The 16,308-nt window shown below is 41.7% G+C and carries 14 protein-coding genes; all 14 read right to left on the minus strand.

The genetic code is table 11. The features are described 5' to 3' along the window. Positions 1-11 precede the first annotated feature (11 nt). The 14 genes from QUF94_RS15260 to QUF94_RS15325 all read right to left on the minus strand — a co-directional run bounded on the left by QUF94_RS15260 (position 12) and on the right by QUF94_RS15325 (position 16,292). A complete protein-coding gene (locus QUF94_RS15260) occupies positions 12-1,952 on the minus strand; it encodes a glycoside hydrolase family 3 protein (protein ID WP_289316603.1) in 1,941 nt (646 codons plus the stop codon). Between the two features lie 213 nt (positions 1,953-2,165). Further along, positions 2,166-3,176, minus strand: coding sequence for a MupG family TIM beta-alpha barrel fold protein (locus QUF94_RS15265; RefSeq protein ID WP_289316604.1), 1,011 nt, complete (start codon positions 3,174-3,176; stop codon positions 2,166-2,168). Further along, a complete protein-coding gene (locus tag QUF94_RS15270) occupies positions 3,173-4,540 on the minus strand; it encodes a PTS transporter subunit EIIC (protein WP_289316605.1) in 1,368 nt (455 codons plus the stop codon). The genes QUF94_RS15265 and QUF94_RS15270 overlap by 4 nt, the downstream gene beginning before the upstream one ends. Positions 4,541-4,572: 32 nt before the next feature. After that, the gene (locus tag QUF94_RS15275; RefSeq protein ID WP_289316606.1) at positions 4,573-5,430 is read right to left on the minus strand and encodes a MurR/RpiR family transcriptional regulator; all 858 of its coding nucleotides are present in this window, start codon (positions 5,428-5,430) and stop codon (positions 4,573-4,575) included. Positions 5,431-5,441: 11 nt separating this feature from the next. Next, on the minus strand, positions 5,442-6,350 hold the full coding sequence (gene murQ / locus QUF94_RS15280) for an N-acetylmuramic acid 6-phosphate etherase (RefSeq protein WP_289318395.1): 909 nt from the start codon (positions 6,348-6,350) through the stop codon (positions 5,442-5,444). 415 nt (positions 6,351-6,765) lie between these two features. Beyond that, the gene (locus QUF94_RS15285) at positions 6,766-7,947 is read right to left on the minus strand and encodes an ABC transporter substrate-binding protein (RefSeq protein ID WP_289316607.1); all 1,182 of its coding nucleotides are present in this window, start codon (positions 7,945-7,947) and stop codon (positions 6,766-6,768) included. Between the two features lie 21 nt (positions 7,948-7,968). Then, positions 7,969-8,676 (minus strand): ABC transporter ATP-binding protein, encoded by a 708-nt coding sequence (locus tag QUF94_RS15290; RefSeq protein ID WP_289316608.1) that lies wholly within the window; start codon positions 8,674-8,676, stop codon positions 7,969-7,971. Continuing rightward, a complete protein-coding gene (locus tag QUF94_RS15295; protein ID WP_289316609.1) occupies positions 8,669-9,433 on the minus strand; it encodes an ABC transporter ATP-binding protein in 765 nt (254 codons plus the stop codon). The genes QUF94_RS15290 and QUF94_RS15295 overlap by 8 nt, the downstream gene beginning before the upstream one ends. 2 nt (positions 9,434-9,435) lie before the next feature. Continuing rightward, positions 9,436-10,431, minus strand: a complete 996-nt coding sequence (locus QUF94_RS15300) for a branched-chain amino acid ABC transporter permease (RefSeq protein WP_483313660.1) — start codon at positions 10,429-10,431, stop codon at positions 9,436-9,438. A 1-nt stretch (position 10,432) separates the two neighbouring features. Next, a complete protein-coding gene (locus QUF94_RS15305; RefSeq protein WP_289316610.1) occupies positions 10,433-11,296 on the minus strand; it encodes a branched-chain amino acid ABC transporter permease in 864 nt (287 codons plus the stop codon). A gap of 1,535 nt (positions 11,297-12,831) precedes the next feature. Beyond that, positions 12,832-14,520 (minus strand): sigma-54 interaction domain-containing protein, encoded by a 1,689-nt coding sequence (locus tag QUF94_RS15310; RefSeq protein WP_289318397.1) that lies wholly within the window; start codon positions 14,518-14,520, stop codon positions 12,832-12,834. Between the two features lie 138 nt (positions 14,521-14,658). Beyond that, positions 14,659-15,060: a MaoC/PaaZ C-terminal domain-containing protein gene (locus QUF94_RS15315; protein WP_289316611.1), complete on the minus strand. Its 402-nt coding sequence runs from the start codon at positions 15,058-15,060 to the stop codon at positions 14,659-14,661. Continuing rightward, the gene (locus QUF94_RS15320; protein WP_289316612.1) at positions 15,057-15,509 is read right to left on the minus strand and encodes a MaoC family dehydratase N-terminal domain-containing protein; all 453 of its coding nucleotides are present in this window, start codon (positions 15,507-15,509) and stop codon (positions 15,057-15,059) included. The genes QUF94_RS15315 and QUF94_RS15320 overlap by 4 nt, the downstream gene beginning before the upstream one ends. Before the next feature lie 18 nt (positions 15,510-15,527). After that, complete coding sequence (locus QUF94_RS15325; protein ID WP_289316613.1) at positions 15,528-16,292, minus strand: SDR family oxidoreductase; 765 nt, start codon at positions 16,290-16,292, stop codon at positions 15,528-15,530. Positions 16,293-16,308 lie beyond the last annotated feature (16 nt).

The following is a 16,308-nucleotide window of genomic DNA, read 5'->3' on the forward strand; positions in this document are numbered from 1 at the left end:
TGCTTCCCTCCCTATTTTTTTATGGGTCTTCCTGATTTAATATCTAATCCATATCCAAATTTATAAAGCCTTTCAGAGGGCTTAGTCACTGATGGTATATCGACCGGCAACTTGCCTTTAGGCTTTGATTCTCCAAAAATGGTCGAGATGCCTGCCGGGATATTCGGCTGTCTATAACGCCCATTCGAATAACCTTTGAACCCGTAAACAGCAAGAACCGCTTTCGCTTCTTCAAAGTTTGCAACATCATACGGGTTTCTTAAACTCATTAAAACAAATTCTTTGTCCTTCTTATTAGCATGGTTCATGATCGCTCTTGGGAAGGCTGTTGCCCACTTCGACGAATCTTGAATGCTATCATCGATCACTCCATCATTTACAGCCGGATCGTTTTTGACAACATAGGAACCGGTTATGACAAAATCCGATTCATCGATTAGTTTAGCCACTTCATCTGTAAATGACTTTCCTGAAAAACTCATACCCGTTATTTGGACTTTCTTTATTTTCTTTTTATCAGCTAATTCTAGGATGCTCCTTGACATGGATTCAACTTGATCATCAAAAGGGGCAAGAACTAAAACTTTATCATTTTTCTTAGGTTTGAAAGGCAATGTTTTGTTTTCATTTTTCAATAGGGTGATGGCATCTTCCGCGATTTTCCTTTCTTTTTTCAAATGATCTTCATTCCCGACCACTTTAAACGCGGTTTCGATTTTTTTATCGACCGGAGTTTCATCAGGATTTAATATCCCTCTTTTCACTTTCAGTTCAAGTATCCTTGTTACGGATTGATTGACTTGACCTTGAGGAATTTCCCCGCTTTCCACTGCTTCCTTCACTGCATGGAATACAGAGGTTAAATTCTTTTCCATTTGAAGCGAATTAACCTGTGCAGGCATCAATGCAATATCAACACCAGACTTCAGGGCAAGGACAACAGCTTCTTCCTGTCCGAAGTTGTCCGCGATGGCTTTCATATTCAAAGCATCTGTAACCACGACACCATCAAAACCCATTTCTTCACGTAATAGACCCGTGATGACCTTATGTGACAACGTTGCAGGAACCATAATTTCTTGACCGTCTTGTTTACTGATATACGTAGTGTCATCGAATGCAGGAAATTGAACATGCGCAGTCATCATCATATCAACTCCAGCATCGATGGCCCTTTGGAAAGGAACCAACTCGATGGAACGCAAACGTTCTTTATCATGAGAAACAAGGGGGAGACCATAATGACTATCGACTGCTGTATCTCCGTGGCCAGGGAAATGCTTGGTCGTTGCTATCATGTTCTGATTTTGCAATCCTTTTATCGTCTGAATGCCAAGCTTTGATACCAGTTCCTGATCAGAACTGAAGGAGCGAACGCCAATAACAGGATTTCCGGGATTATTATTGACATCGACAGACGGCCCGAAATTGACATTTATGCCAAGTGACGAAAGTTCCTTTCCAATGATCTCTCCCGTTTGATAAGCGTAATATTCATTTCTGGCTGCACCAAGAGCCATGTTACCAGGAAGGTTCGTTCCAGTTTGAAGGCGAGTTACGATCCCCCCCTCCTGATCAATCGTTATGAACAGCGGAAGGTCTGGGCTTGCCATCTGCAAACCATCCGTGAGCCGAACCGTTTGTTCGGTACCGACTACATTCTCAGCAAACAGAATCACACCGCCTAGATGATATTTTTTGATGATGCTTGCAACTTCTGAGTTCATTTCAGTAAACCCTGTAGCCTTCGCTTCTCCTTGTTTTTGCCAATTGCGAAAATCCGGCATGAGCATTTGACCGACTTTTTCATCGATTGTCATGTTTTCTACGATTTCCTGAATATCCGATACTGATTTTTCATTCTCTGATCCTTTTGCTGTCGCATTCCCTCCCAGACTGGATAAAACCAAGAATAATGCGATTCCAGCAGGGGCACATATCCTTTTTATCATTTAGGCTTCCTCCCTTGTATACTTTTAAGTTCTGTTAGCAACACTTCCATATCCATTACCATGAAAGGATGAAAATGAATGGAATTGAGCTATTTAGGTCCTAAAAAGAAATCAAGGCAGCATCCGGAAACCCCATCAGCCGCCTTCTTTTAACAAGCCTTCTTGAAATATATCCGTTTACCCCAGTATCATTGTTCGTTACAGCTCAAAAGGTCATTCACACCTCAGTTCTATGGATTGACCAGGCTTTAGAAGGGACAGCAAGGGAATATCTTCTTCTATAATTCGCCCTATCACATTGACCCGATGACTTGCCTCCAGGTCTCTTCTGCAAATTTGAACCTCTCCCCGATATCGACCGTATCCATCATTGTCCATCGTTATGGATCCAAGGGTGCGTGCAACAGTATTACTCGGTTCAACATTTACTGTGACTCGGGTATTTTGCAGCCGGAAAACATCTTGAGAAACATCTGGCCTCAATTTAAACTGACCGCTTTGCAAGAGTCGGGATTTCGCTCTAATAGATAGAATATTTAGACTTTTATAGGTAATTAGATTCTCAAGCAAATTATTCTCCGTTCCTTGATCTCCAACGAAAACTCCCTCCACATGCTGAAACAGCTCAACACCGGCAGCATATGGATTCATCAACCTGTGTTTTTCAAGCGTTGGAAGGCCCTCATGCAGTGGGCCGCGTTTACTCCCAGCACCCGGGATGAAAGCAAAGATCGGTATGCCGTATTTCTTGAACATACGATTTTGCACATGAAAGAATTCTTCCTCAAGTCCCGTTTCACGCCTTGGATAAAAGTTGTGCCATGCTATCAAACTTTCCGGTTCCACCCCGCTCCCAAGCACGGCTAGAAGTTCATCTTCATTCCACGTACTTGCATTCAGTGAGAGGGAAAACACCTTAGATAAAGATGTAACCGCTTCTTGATCAAACCCATCATCAAGGCGAATACCTTTAATCCCTAATGGCCATAAATCCTCAAGTTTGCTAATCCCCAAATGATCAAGCGTGTTTAATGATACATCTGCATGGATTTCCATTCCATAGGACTCTGAAAGCTTTAAAAGCTTGATCATCCTCTTTACGAGGTCACCCTTTTCTTCAGGAATATGAAGCGAGGTAAATGCCCTCTTCACTCCTAGGTTGGCGGCATGGATAATTTGTGCTTCTGCATGTGGATCCTGTAAATAAAAAGAGATTCCAATCACTTGAATTCTACTGCCATTTCATCTTTAAATCCAAACAAATACGTAAAAACAAATCCTGCTATATAGGAAATAAACAACCCTACGAGGAACAGTCCGATTTGGTTTGGATGCACTAAAAAGGTAAGCGGCAGTCCAGAAACACCGATTGACGACGTTGCGATTCCGAATTGAGCTTGGAATGCCCCACCTACTCCTGCACCTAAACAGGCGGTTAAGAAAGGCCGGCCCAGTGGCAGCGTCACTCCAAATATAAGCGGTTCGCCGATACCAAGCATCCCTGAAGGAAGACCTCCGCCGATTGCTCTCTTTAAACTAGCTTTCTTCGTTTTCATATAGATGGCAAATGCCGCTCCTACTTGCCCTGCACCTCCCATTGCCAAAATGGGTAGCAGTGGATCATCTCCAATCGAATTGATCAATTCTAAATGAACAGGCGTTAAACCTTGATGTAAACCAGTAATGACAAGAGGTAGGAATGCCGCACCAAGCACGAATCCTGCTACAACACCGCCGATATCCAATATATTCAATAACCCTGTCGTAATGGCATCCGATAAAAACCCTCCTACCGGCATAAAAACAATGTAAGTGACAATCCCGGTAATGAGTAAAGCGATGGTTGGCGTCAAAATGATATCCAGTGATTGCGGAATGAATTTCCTGACCTGTTTTTCCACCAAGGCTATGAAGATAGCAGCAAAAAGGACTCCTATCAACCCACCGCGGCCAGGAAGTAAATTTTCACCGAACAATGAAATGTCGCCGACTGCCGGATTGATGACCAAGATACCCGCTACTGCACCAAGTGCAGGTGATCCGCCGTATTCCTTTGCCGCATTGGTCCCAACCAAAATCCCCAAATAGGCAAAGAGCCCTGACCCGATAACGGTTAAAATGATGGCTAATTGCGACTCTGCTGCAAGCCAGCCCGCTTGAACGATCGCTTTTGTAATACCGGTAATCAAACCTGATGCCACTAACGCGGGAATTAAAGGGATGAAAATGCTTGCAATCCTGCGTAAAAAAAGTTTAAAAGGTTTGGCGTTTTTCCTATCATTCTCGGATTTGTTCTTCGAGGCCACTTCTTTTAAGTTCAAACCGCCGGAAGACTCCAGAAGCTTTTCAAATTCTGTATGAACCTTGTTCACCACGCCTGGCCCGAGGACGATTTGTATCGTTTCCTCTTCAATGACGCCAAAAACGCCTTCCATATTCTTTATATCTTCCATGTTTACTTTCGAACGATCGATTGGCAGTACCCTTAGTCTGGTCATACAATGTGCAGCATCGGCAACATTAGATGCCCCACCCAATTTCCCCAATATCTCTTCTGCTAAACTGGCGTACTTATCCCCCTTACCCATTCAAAAACCCCCTTTGTCAAATCTCGTAATATTCATTTATATCGATCTGTCATCGATTTAATGGCAGACCTGGTGTTATCAATATATTGGACAGTCTCTTCATATTGCTCTGAAGCCATCCCCAAAAACAAAATGTCAATCATATATAACTGCGCCAATCGTGAGGATGTCGCTGCACTTCGAAACGGTGCTTCATTCGAAAAGGATGTATGCAGTGTCGCATCACACAAAGAAGATACCGTTGTTTGACCAAAATGAGTCAGCCCGATCGTTTTTACCCCACGTTCTTTTGCCAGCTTCAGTATATTGACAACTTCTGGTGTTTCCCCGGAGAATGAAATGGCAAAAACGATGTCATTTTCATCTGCATTGGCAATCAGGGTTGCAACTAAATGCATATCTGTAAAAGCCGTTGCCCCTTTATTGATGCGAAGTAATTTTTGCTGAGCATCGGCAGCAACTATATTCGAAGCACCCACTCCGCAAAAGTGGACGGTTTTAGCGTTCAGCATCAGCGTTATAGCCCGTTTGAGATTATCATGATCGATTATTTCAGATGTGTCCCGAATGGTCTGAATCGAATTACTCGTCGTTTTCTCAACAATCCGATACAGAGATTCGGAAGGCTCGATATCCCGGTAACCCTGTTCTACAGTCTTCATCAAATCTCCAGCAATCCTTATTTTCAGATCTTGAAACCCCTTTATTCCAAGCGATTTACACAACCTAATAACAGCAGCCCCGCTAGTTTGGGCAGACGTACTCAATTCCTGTACAGTGCTGTTCACAACTTCATGAGGATTCTGTAGAATATATTCTGCTAGTTTTTGTTCTGATTGCGGCAGCTTGCTCAACATCGTCTGTATGATGGATAATCCTCCTGTAGCCATTGTTTCCCTCCTTAATCTTTATGGATCGAGATGGCTTTTCTGACATCTCCATCAGCCTTTTCCAGTAACTCGATTGCTTTTTGATAATCTGTTGCCGTTTTTATCATGACAATCGCTGGTTTAACTTGATTATTTGCCTTCTCAAGCGTATTCAAAGCTTGATCATAGTCAGCATTCGTTACAGTTTCTATGATGCTTATCGCACGGTCCTTCAGTTTTTGATTACTGACATTTACATCAACCATCAGATTTTCATAGACTTTTCCCAAGCGGATCATGGTTGCTGTTGAAATCATATTGAGTACCATTTTATGTGCGGTTGCCGCTTTCATTCTCGTGGATCCTGTTAACACTTCCGGTCCGACCACCACTTCAATCCCTATATCAGCTGATTCTGTGATACTCGCGTTTTTATTGCATGATAAAGCCACCGCTTTAGCCCCAACTTTCCTTGCATAACGTAAAGCGCCCCTCACATACGGGGTACGGCCGCTTGCCGCAATGCCAATAACCGTATCATTTGCTGTAAGGTTCACGTCAATTAAATCAGATTCCCCAAACTCTTCTTTATCCTCCGCTCCTTCAACAGCCCGAACAAATGCCTTTTCCCCTCCTGCAATAATTCCCAGCACCCTTTCAGGCGGGGTACTGAAAGTAGGTGGACATTCCACGGCATCCAGAACACCGAGTCTTCCGCTCGTTCCCGCTCCGATGTATATAAGTCTCCCACCTTTTTTTAACGATTCGTAAGCCCATTCAACTACCGTTTTTATTTCTGGCAAAACCTCCTGTACCGCTGCTGCCACCTTTGAATCTTCTTTATTGATTGCTGAAATGATTTCCATCGTATTTACACTATCGATATTCATCGTCCCTTCGTTCCGTAATTCAGTCGTTAACGAACGCAGATGTTCTTCCATAGACAATCAAATCCTCCTATTGCTTAAATATAATTTCAAAATTTAATAGTAAATAATGAAATTATATTTCATATTATATTCAATGATAGCGGTTTCATTACTTTGACACAAGATATTTTTGTAAAATTCACATTATTCATCCCCTTAACATACCCCACACAGGCAATCTCCTTATTTGGAATCAAATAAAATTTCATTACATCCCGGGGAAATGGATGCATCTATAGCCGCCTTCTGCGTGTAATGATTTACCCATAGAAACCTCTAGTTTTGTAATATTGCACTCCTGATTTTTCCGTCAATAAAAAAACGTGTACCGTTCCCAAACTTGGGTACGATACACGCATAAGTATTATAACAAAATGCTAAACTAGTTTACTCACAGGACTCGGGATGCCTGCTACCCCTGACCCAGTTAACGGACGGGGACAACTTTCCCGTCTTCGACAGCGCCGACGACAATAGTTGATGCAAATCCTCCATTTTCATCAATTGAGGGAATATCATATATTTTTTGATCTGGCCCTATATTTGAAAGACCATCCTGCATATGTTTACGGATAGCCTTCGCATCATCCACACTGCCTGCAGATTCCATAGCTTCAACAAAGGCATACATGGCGATATAATTCAAACCTACTTCGGAACTTGGATCTTCCTTATAATTCTTTTGATATTTCTTAACGAATGCGGGAACTGCTTCTTCATCCGAATCCATCAGTGGAAGAACGCCAATCGAGCCTTCCAATGTTTCATATGAACCGGCAATCGGCTTCATTTGATCTAGCTTTGCTTGATCCATGATGATGAAACCGCCTTTAAAACCTAGCTCCCGAGCTTGCTTCGCTACTTTTGCCGTAGGTTCCGAAGCACCACCGATAAATAGAACATCAGGGTCTTTTTTCAAGGCATTGGTAACGATCGTGAAGAAATCGGTTTCTTTGGCGAAATCGATCGACGAATTATAAACGACTTTACCGCCTTGCTTTTCCCAATGTGGGAGAACGGCTTCCGTCCAGTCTTTACCATATTGGGAGGAAGTAGGTAAAGCGGCTATTTTCTTGCCGAAATTTTCCATTGCGTAAGTTGTAAAAGGTTCGATATACCCTTCGTAATTCGGCGGAATTCGAACGGTTAATGAATTTCCACTCTCGGTCACTGTCGGTTCACTCGTATAAGCACCAATGATGAATTCCTCTTGTTCATTAAAAACCTGCAGTGCCAACACACCTCCGCTATGAGGCGTGAAAATAATCGGCGTATCATGTTCCTGAATTAGACGTTTTGCATTCGCACCTGTTTCATTTGGTAAGTATTTATCATCCAATGATACCAAATTCAATGTGTATTTCTTACCATCCACTTCAAAACCACCAGCATCGTTAATTTCATTGACGGCCATTTCGACACCATTCAATGTCCTTTTCCCATATAGCGCTGCTGCCCCGCTTAATGGACCGCTAAAACCAATGTTAACGACATTTTCACTTTTACCTTTACCGCCACTGCTAGACACAGTGCTATCCCCTTTATTGCACCCAGCCAATACAGTGATCATTAGCAGCATGAAGACAAATATTACTTTCAATTTTTTCATAAAAATCCCCCATTCAATTTTTCAGGCTCCAATATATGCTTTCCTTACTTCATCATTGGCTAATAAATCACTGGCTGTCCCTTGAACGACAATTTCCCCATTTTCAAAAACATATCCTTTATCTGCAATGCTAAGGGCAGCATTCGCGTTTTGTTCCGCAAGCAGGATCGTGATTCCTTCCCGGTTTATTTCTTCAATGACTTGAAACATCTGTTCGACAATAAGTGGAGCCAGTCCCACCGAAGGCTCATCAAGCATCAACAATTTGGGTTTCGACATCAAGGCCCTTCCAATTGCCAGCATTTGCTGTTGACCTCCGCTCAGGCTTCCCGCTTCATCATGATGCTTTTCTTTTAAAATCGGGAATAAATGATAGACGTATTCCAAGGAATCCTTGATCTCCGCCTTTTTCTTTCGATGCACATAGGCACCCATCCTCAGGTTTTCCTGGACGGTCATCTGTGGAAATAGTTTACGTCCCTCGGCACACTGGACTATTCCCTCCAAAACATTCTTATCCGGGGCACGGCCCCCTATGGGCATGCCCTGAAAATGAATTTCCCCCTTGGACAGCTTACTGATACCGCTTATGGAACGAAAAGTCGTGCTTTTCCCTGCCCCATTAGCTCCTAACAAAACTACAATTTCTCCCTTGGCAACTTCGATATTCACATGTTTTATCGCAGTGAAACTCCCATAATTCACGGCGACATCGGTTAACTTAAGCACTGGCACTACCTCCCAAATAGGCTTTAATCACCGCTTCATTTCCGCGGATCTCCTTAGGTGTGCCCTCGGCAATTTTTTCTCCATAATTAAGGACCATGATTTGATCTGCCAAGTTCATGATCATATGCATTTTGTGCTCGATTAAACAAATGGTCAGTCCTGATCGATTTAATTTTTTAATCAGTTCTGTCAAACCTTCCGTTTCATCCGGGTTGATTCCCGCAGCAGGTTCATCGAGAAAGATAATTTCCGGTTCCGTTGCAAGGGCAAGGGCAATGGCTGTCCGTTTCTTTTCCTCCTGCGAGATGCTGGAGACCATTCTGTCAGCAGATTGCGTCAATCCAACAATATCAAGCACCTCCATTGCCTTATCCCTGCATGCCGCTTCCTCTCGTTTTAAACGGTTTGTTCTTAGAATGGCATCAACCAAATTGGATTTGGTTCGCAGCCTATGCCCGACAATGACATTATCCAAGACGGTCGATTGATCAAAAAGGCTTGTCGTTTGAAAGGTCCTTGAAATTCCAAGCCCTGCAATTTCATTCGCTGGAAGTTTGGTGATATCTATCCCTTTAAAAAGGACCGTACCTGAAGTTGGGCGATGAAAGCCACTGATCAAGTTGAAAAAAGTTGATTTTCCTGCACCATTCGGTCCGATTATTGCATTGATTCTTCCTTTTTCAATCATAAAATCCACATTATTGACCGCCGCTAATCCACCAAACCGCTTTGTCAAATTCCTCGTTTCGATAAGCAAACTCATCCCTCCTCCGCTTTCATGTGAATTTCGTTCCTCACCTTGGACCGCTTATTAACTTTTCGCTTGTTTTGCCAATCAAAGATGGCCCCTGCGATTCCACGCGGATAAAAGATGATGATTATCGTAAGCAATGGTCCGAATATCAACATTCGATATTCTTGAAGGAATTGCAGATTCTGCGAAAGGATCACTAATAGTAATGTACCCACCAATGGACCAGAGAGTGTCCCGATTCCACCAACCAATAAATACATCAATAGATCGAACATTATGGCAGTTGATCCGATATCAGGTCCAATGAAGCGAATGAATGAAGCATACAAGGCACCTGCTAAACCTGCAAAGAATGTGGATAGGACAAATGCGGTTAACTTATTCTTCATTGTGGATATGCCTATCGTTTGTGCAAGGTCCTCGCTGTTCCTGATGGCCATATACGTCCTGCCGGTCAACGAGCGGATAATTCGATACACGATCAAAATCACTGCAAGCAGGAAAATGAGGACCAAATAATATTGTGATGCTGCAGTATCAAATGCGATTGAACCTATATTTCCAGGAGCAGGGATACCGATCAATCCCCTAACCCCTTCTGTAAGCCCCTCCCATTTATCGATGACCAGATATATGATGTAACCAACACATAGGGTATAAATCGCGAAAAAGTGTTCCTTTGTCCTCAACGCTATCAATCCGATTAAAAACCCAATTGCACATGTGATTAAACATGCCGTTACAAGTGCCAACCAAAAGTTCATTCCCGCTTTTACCGTCAGCAGGCCAAGTGAATATGCTCCAATGGCAAAAAATCCAGCATGTGCAAGCGAGAGATATCCAGTATATCCTGACAGTAAATTGATCCCATAAACAGCTATCGCCCAGATGAACGAAAGTGTCAGCATATGGAGATAATAGTCGTTTTGCGCGATAAAGGGGAATGAAAAAGCAAAGATGATAAGAGCGATGATTCCATTTCTTTTCGTTAAAATCTTCACGCTACCTCTCCCCCTTGGCAAAAAGACCTGTTGGTTTCACGGTTAATATCACGACTAAAAGAATGAATGCGATGATGTCCTTATAGTCATTTGAAATATAAGTTGCGCCCAGGCTCTCACTGAAACCTAGGATATATCCGCCTACGATCGCCCCCGGGATGCTCCCCATCCCGCCCAAGATGATAATGACGAATGCTTTTAGGATGACTAAATGCCCCATGCCGGGAAAAACAAGGTTAATCGGTGATGCAAGGGATGAAGCGATGGCAGCTAATCCACCCGATATCATGAAGGTCAGCATCGCGACTTTATTAATGTTGATTCCCACTAATGACGCACCTTCACGGCTTTGGGACATCGCTATTATCGTTGACCCGGTATAAGTTTTCTTAAGGAAAAGGTAAAGTAAAACCATTACTGCGATAGCTGACACGATGATCAATAACCGCTGTAGTGTGAACGTCAAGCCCATGAAGTTGACGACTTGGCCGTATGGAGAAGTCATTGTATGGAAGTCTGCACCCCAGACAAATTGGGCAAAAGCTTCAAGAAAAAGGAGAATGCCGATTGCTGCTATCTTATCGTGCAATGGAGGTGCCTCCCTTAACAGACGGAACACGAAACGTTCCAAAAGGACTCCCAATAAACCAACAACGATAACGGATACAAACATGGCAATCCAGTAATTGACCCCATATAATGTCATCATTGACAGCGTGATATATCCACCCAACATATATAGGGCACCGTGGGCAAAGTTCGGGATATGCAAAATTCCATATACTAGCGTCAATCCCAGGGCAACAAGACTATATACGCTGCCAATCGTCAAACCATTAAAAAGCTGCTGGATCAAAATATCCATTTACTTCCTCCCTGATAATTATTGAATTTCACTTTGCTCCTATGTTCATTCCCTGGCCCACATTCCTGTTCATATTTTGAAAGCACACATCTGCGACGAAAAACACTTTCACTTATTCCTCACTGGCTCAACCTCTCGGGGAGGAGCAGTAACTCAATCATCGATCAATTAGATAGGCACTGTTTATTTCCCTATTCTCTCCGCCTACAGATATAACTTAGGAGTAGAGGATAACACCACTTGGGCTCTTGTTAGCGCTTTCATTTATAATGACTACTTATTTCAGTACATGCACCTAACGTTTTTAAGTCCTCCTTCTTTCTGCCTAATGAATCGCAGGCGATACGATAATCTGAAATGCATATTCTGTTTTTAGGGATAGCCACTGATTCCTTCTTCTCTGAATAACAGTTTTCCCACGGTAATCGTCTGGATCGTTCACCCCTTTCACCTCGCACTTTCTACAGGTTCTTCCGTAGATAGATTTAATTTCCTATTATGAATGCAAGTGCCGTGCCATAAGTAACACACTGTCCAACCGCCTATTCCCAGTACTGTGAATTCATTATTGAATTGTAAAAACCAAATGTATGGGTTCCATATGGGTTATCCATCATTCACTTTTGACTGAAAAAATCATTTCTGAATCAGTTAAAGAATTAGAATGAAAAAAATGACAAGTATCTAAATATACCCTTCACAACTACATTTATTTCACGCAATAGCAGGTAATCATGCACAAAAAGCAACATTAAAAACGAAATCTTTTAAAAACTCTTTTAAAAAATAGTTAATAAACACAACTATCAAAAAAATAGGTTAATATAATTACTAAAATAACAAAGGGGGTAATTTTTGATATGAACAAAATATGTGGTAATTATCTATCTGTTTTTATTGTAAAGAAGGCTACTTACCAAGTTGAGGTGGTTTATTCATGAAAAAAATATTACTTCGTTATTCAGTAATGAGTTCTATGTTTCTTACTGATGTTGGTATCTCCGATGTGATGAAGTTAGAACTCAGTACTGTTCAATAGAAGCCCATGAGGTACGGAGACATTAAATTACAGTGCATATGGGGGGAGATTAAGTATTGAGCATCTCAAAATTTAAAATTGAACGTTGCTAGAGTATATACAAGGGTTGCCAAAGTCAAATATTGGTTGGAGACTACTTATTGAAAAAGGAAGGTGATTTCATGCTTGTATATATTCTGGAAAATTTAAACCCTACCTTGATCTTGCTAACACAATAATATTTTTCCTTATTTATTTGAATATTAGAAAAAAATAAAGATAAAAAGTGAATAAATAATGAGGCAATTCCTCCCATCCCGTCTACTAGATAGCAAGTCACCCATCTTATCAGATGGCTAAAACTACATTTCTTTCATCTGCGATAGATCTATAAGATTTTTCCCCTTCCAAGTACTTAACTCCATGTAATTTTTCGCCTATCCGGTATTTAGTCAAAAAAAATGCACCTCCCATTGTTGGATGGTGTCCAACAATGGGAGGTGCATTTCATACTTACCTATTCTTTTCCACTGACCTTCAATCGATATTTTTTAAGTTTCCGCACAATTGTTGCCTGGCTGGAATCAAGGGCTTCTGCGATTTCATATGTAGTTTGGTAGGTTTGAGCCGCTTTCGTCAAGATTTCCTTTTCGGCTCTTTCCACCGCTTCCTTTAAAGTTAGGGAAGCATTGAGGTTCGGCTGATTCCGATTTTCCGGCTGATATTCTTCTGGAAGGTCGTTAATCGATAATAATTGATTATCCGTCAGTACGACGAGCCTTTCCACTATATTAATCAATTCACGGACATTTCCTGGCCAATCATGTTGATAAAAGTATTCCTTCAGCCTCGAATCTATTTCTTTTGAGAATTTATATTGTTCGTTTGCCTTTGTTAAAAATAGGTCAATCAATGCCAAGATATCTTCTCTTCTTTCCCTTAGGGGAGGAATCGTAATCGGAATGACATTCAGCCTATAAAAGAGGTCTTCACGAAAATCACCCGATTTGACCATTTCCGATAGATTCCGGTTCGTGGCTGCGATTATGCGAACATCGATTTTCTTTGGCTTTGTACCTCCGATTCTTTGAATCTCCCTTTCCTGAAGGGCCCGAAGCAGCTTCACTTGAAGTTGCAGGGGAAGCTCACCGACTTCATCCAAGAACAAGATCCCACTTTCCGCCAGCTCAAACATCCCTGGTTTACCTTTTTGATTGGCACCGGTAAATGCCCCTCCTTCATATCCAAAGAGCTCGGATTCCAATAAATCAGCAGGAATTGCCCCACAATTTATTTTGATGAAATCTCCTTTTTTAGATCGGATGCTCCGATTATAAATATTACGGGCAAGGACATCTTTTCCAACGCCCGTTTCTCCTAAAATGAGTACGGTCGCATCAATATCCGATATTCTTTCAGCAATCTCATAGATCATTTTCATCTTATCACTGACAAAAACGACGCCATCCTGGCTTGTTATCTTCCGCAGTTTTTCAATTTCCTGCTTATATTGATTATTCAATTCATTAACTTTCGTCAACTCATGCATCAGTTCATTTAAATCTGATAAATCTCTTATATTCGTAACGACTTGCTCTATTTCCCCTGCCGCATTAAAAACGGGACTTCCTGTAATCAATGTTTCTTTTCCAGCAAAATTATCCTGTACGACTGATACCGTTCGTCTCAGCTTCACTACCTTATGCGTCACCGAAGCATTCAGGATGCCGCGCTTAATCAATTGGTCCACCGACTTGCCTATATAATACTCTTTTGGAATGCCAGTGATCCGTTCAATTGCCGAATTGGTATAAAGGGTGATTCCATCTTGATCGGTGATGTATATCCCATCATAGGAGTTTTCGATAATGGCATCCAGAGCGCGATTCAACTTATCCGTTTCATGAGCATCAATCAATAAATCATCCAAAAATTGTGTTTCTCTGCCTATATATAGAATATTGTCAGTATCCATTTGTTTCATCAATAAAAATAAATACCGTTTATCACGCAGCCTTGCAGCTGCAAGCCTTTTATTATCGAGAAATTGCCACTCATCGAATTGTTCGGTTAATATTTTATTACCATTCTGACCTAACAATTGATTAAAATAATTGCCCCAATCCTTTATCCGGTTTGCAGAATCCACGACTAGTGCAGGAAAGGTCCACTCTTTGAGCAAATTAAACTGAGAATCCTGTTTCACTTGATTCAATACTATTCACCGCCGCAAAAAGAATTCTTTTTAAGTACAATTCTGGATAAAATTCGAAATCCCTTTAAAATTGTCGAATTTCGTTCCTAAAAAAAGTAGTGATGAAATAGCTTTCATCACTACTTTCCCTTAGTAGGCCTTAAAAATAACCTCTCCACTGATCGCTTCCTTACCTGACTGGTTAGTGGCCGCTACATTGAAAAAATATCTATCCCCATTTTTTTCTTTTAGATCGGCTTGAAGAGTTATGACATCATTCAAGAAAACCATACCTTTGAAACGAATCTTGTATTCTTCGATAAATCCGATTTCATAAAGATTACTGAAAATCTTTGCGAGGTTTCCCATCGTCCACATTCCATGTGCGATGATACCGGGAAGACCAGCATTTTTTGCTTCCTCATCAATCGTATGAATGGGATTGAAATCACCTGATGCACCAGCGTACTTAATGAGATCCAAACGCGTTACAGGTTCAAGCTCAATTGAATGTAACGAGTCACCAATATGAAGTTCGGTTAATGTCGTCACTTACTCATCACCATCCTTCTGATCGTTTCATTGATAATGACAAGCTGTTCAGCAGTGAAGACAATTTCCCCATCCGCATCCGTCCCATAATTTTTAAAGGCTAGAAATCCCATTTCCCCTTGTTTTCCCTTTTTCTCATAATAGTCTTTCACTTCCGTATAACAGGTGATTTCTTCCCCTACCTTCAGCGGCCTGTTGTAGCGATATATCTGCTCGCCGTGAATCAACCCTTTATTCGGGAGGTTTAAGCTTTCGATCGTCCCAAAATCAAAAACCCTTGGGAAAGTTGGTGGTGCGATATTCGTTCCATACCTTGATTGCCTGCCTATTTCTTCATCGATGAAAATCGGGTGGGGATCACCAATCGATAATGCGAATTTTTTAACGGCACCCCGTTCAACCATATTTTTAACGGGTTTGGATCGTTTTCCAATACTTTCGTTGAACATAACATCCCGCCTTTCCACTTAATTTTTTGGACCGCCTGCGACATATAAAACCTGCCCACTAATGAATGAGGATGCTTCATCAGCAAAGAATGCAACAGCATGAGCAATATCACTTGGCAATCCGCTTCTAGCAACAGGAATACTGTTTGCCCTATCCTGGATGAATTGTTCAAAACTCACTCCCACCCGCCTGGCTGTTTCTTTCGTCATTTCGGTTTCGATAAAACCTGGTGCGACCGAATTAGCCGTTATTCCATATTTTCCAAGTTCGATCGCTAGAGTTTTTGTTAACCCCTGAAGCCCGGCTTTTGCAGCTGAATAATTAGCCTGCCCACGATTCCCAAGGGCGGAGGTGGATGATATATTGATGATTCTTCCGTATTTATTTGCAACCATATGCTTCTGGGCGGAACGTACTGCATTGAAGGTACCCTTTAAATGCACATCCATCACAGTTTGCCAATCTGAATCGGTCATTTTAAAAAGTAGATTATCTCGGATGACCCCTGCATTATTCACGAGGATATCAAGGGAGCCGAATGTGTCGACTATTTCTTTAATGAATGCTTCCACTTCTTCGGAATTGACCACATTGGCCACTTTTGTAAAAATGGAGTAACCCTTATCCCTTAATTCATTTCCTGTTGATGTCAAAACCTCTTCGTTGATATCGATAATGGCTACATTTGCACCTTCGCTTGCAAATAGTTCGACGATCGCCAGGCCAATCCCTCTGCTTCCACCCGTAACTAAAGCCGTTTTCCCTGTAAATCTCCCTGTCATAATCGTTTCCTCCTAA

The organism is Peribacillus sp. NJ4 (assembly GCF_030348345.1).
In the GTDB taxonomy this organism is placed as follows: domain Bacteria; phylum Bacillota; class Bacilli; order Bacillales; family DSM-1321; genus Peribacillus.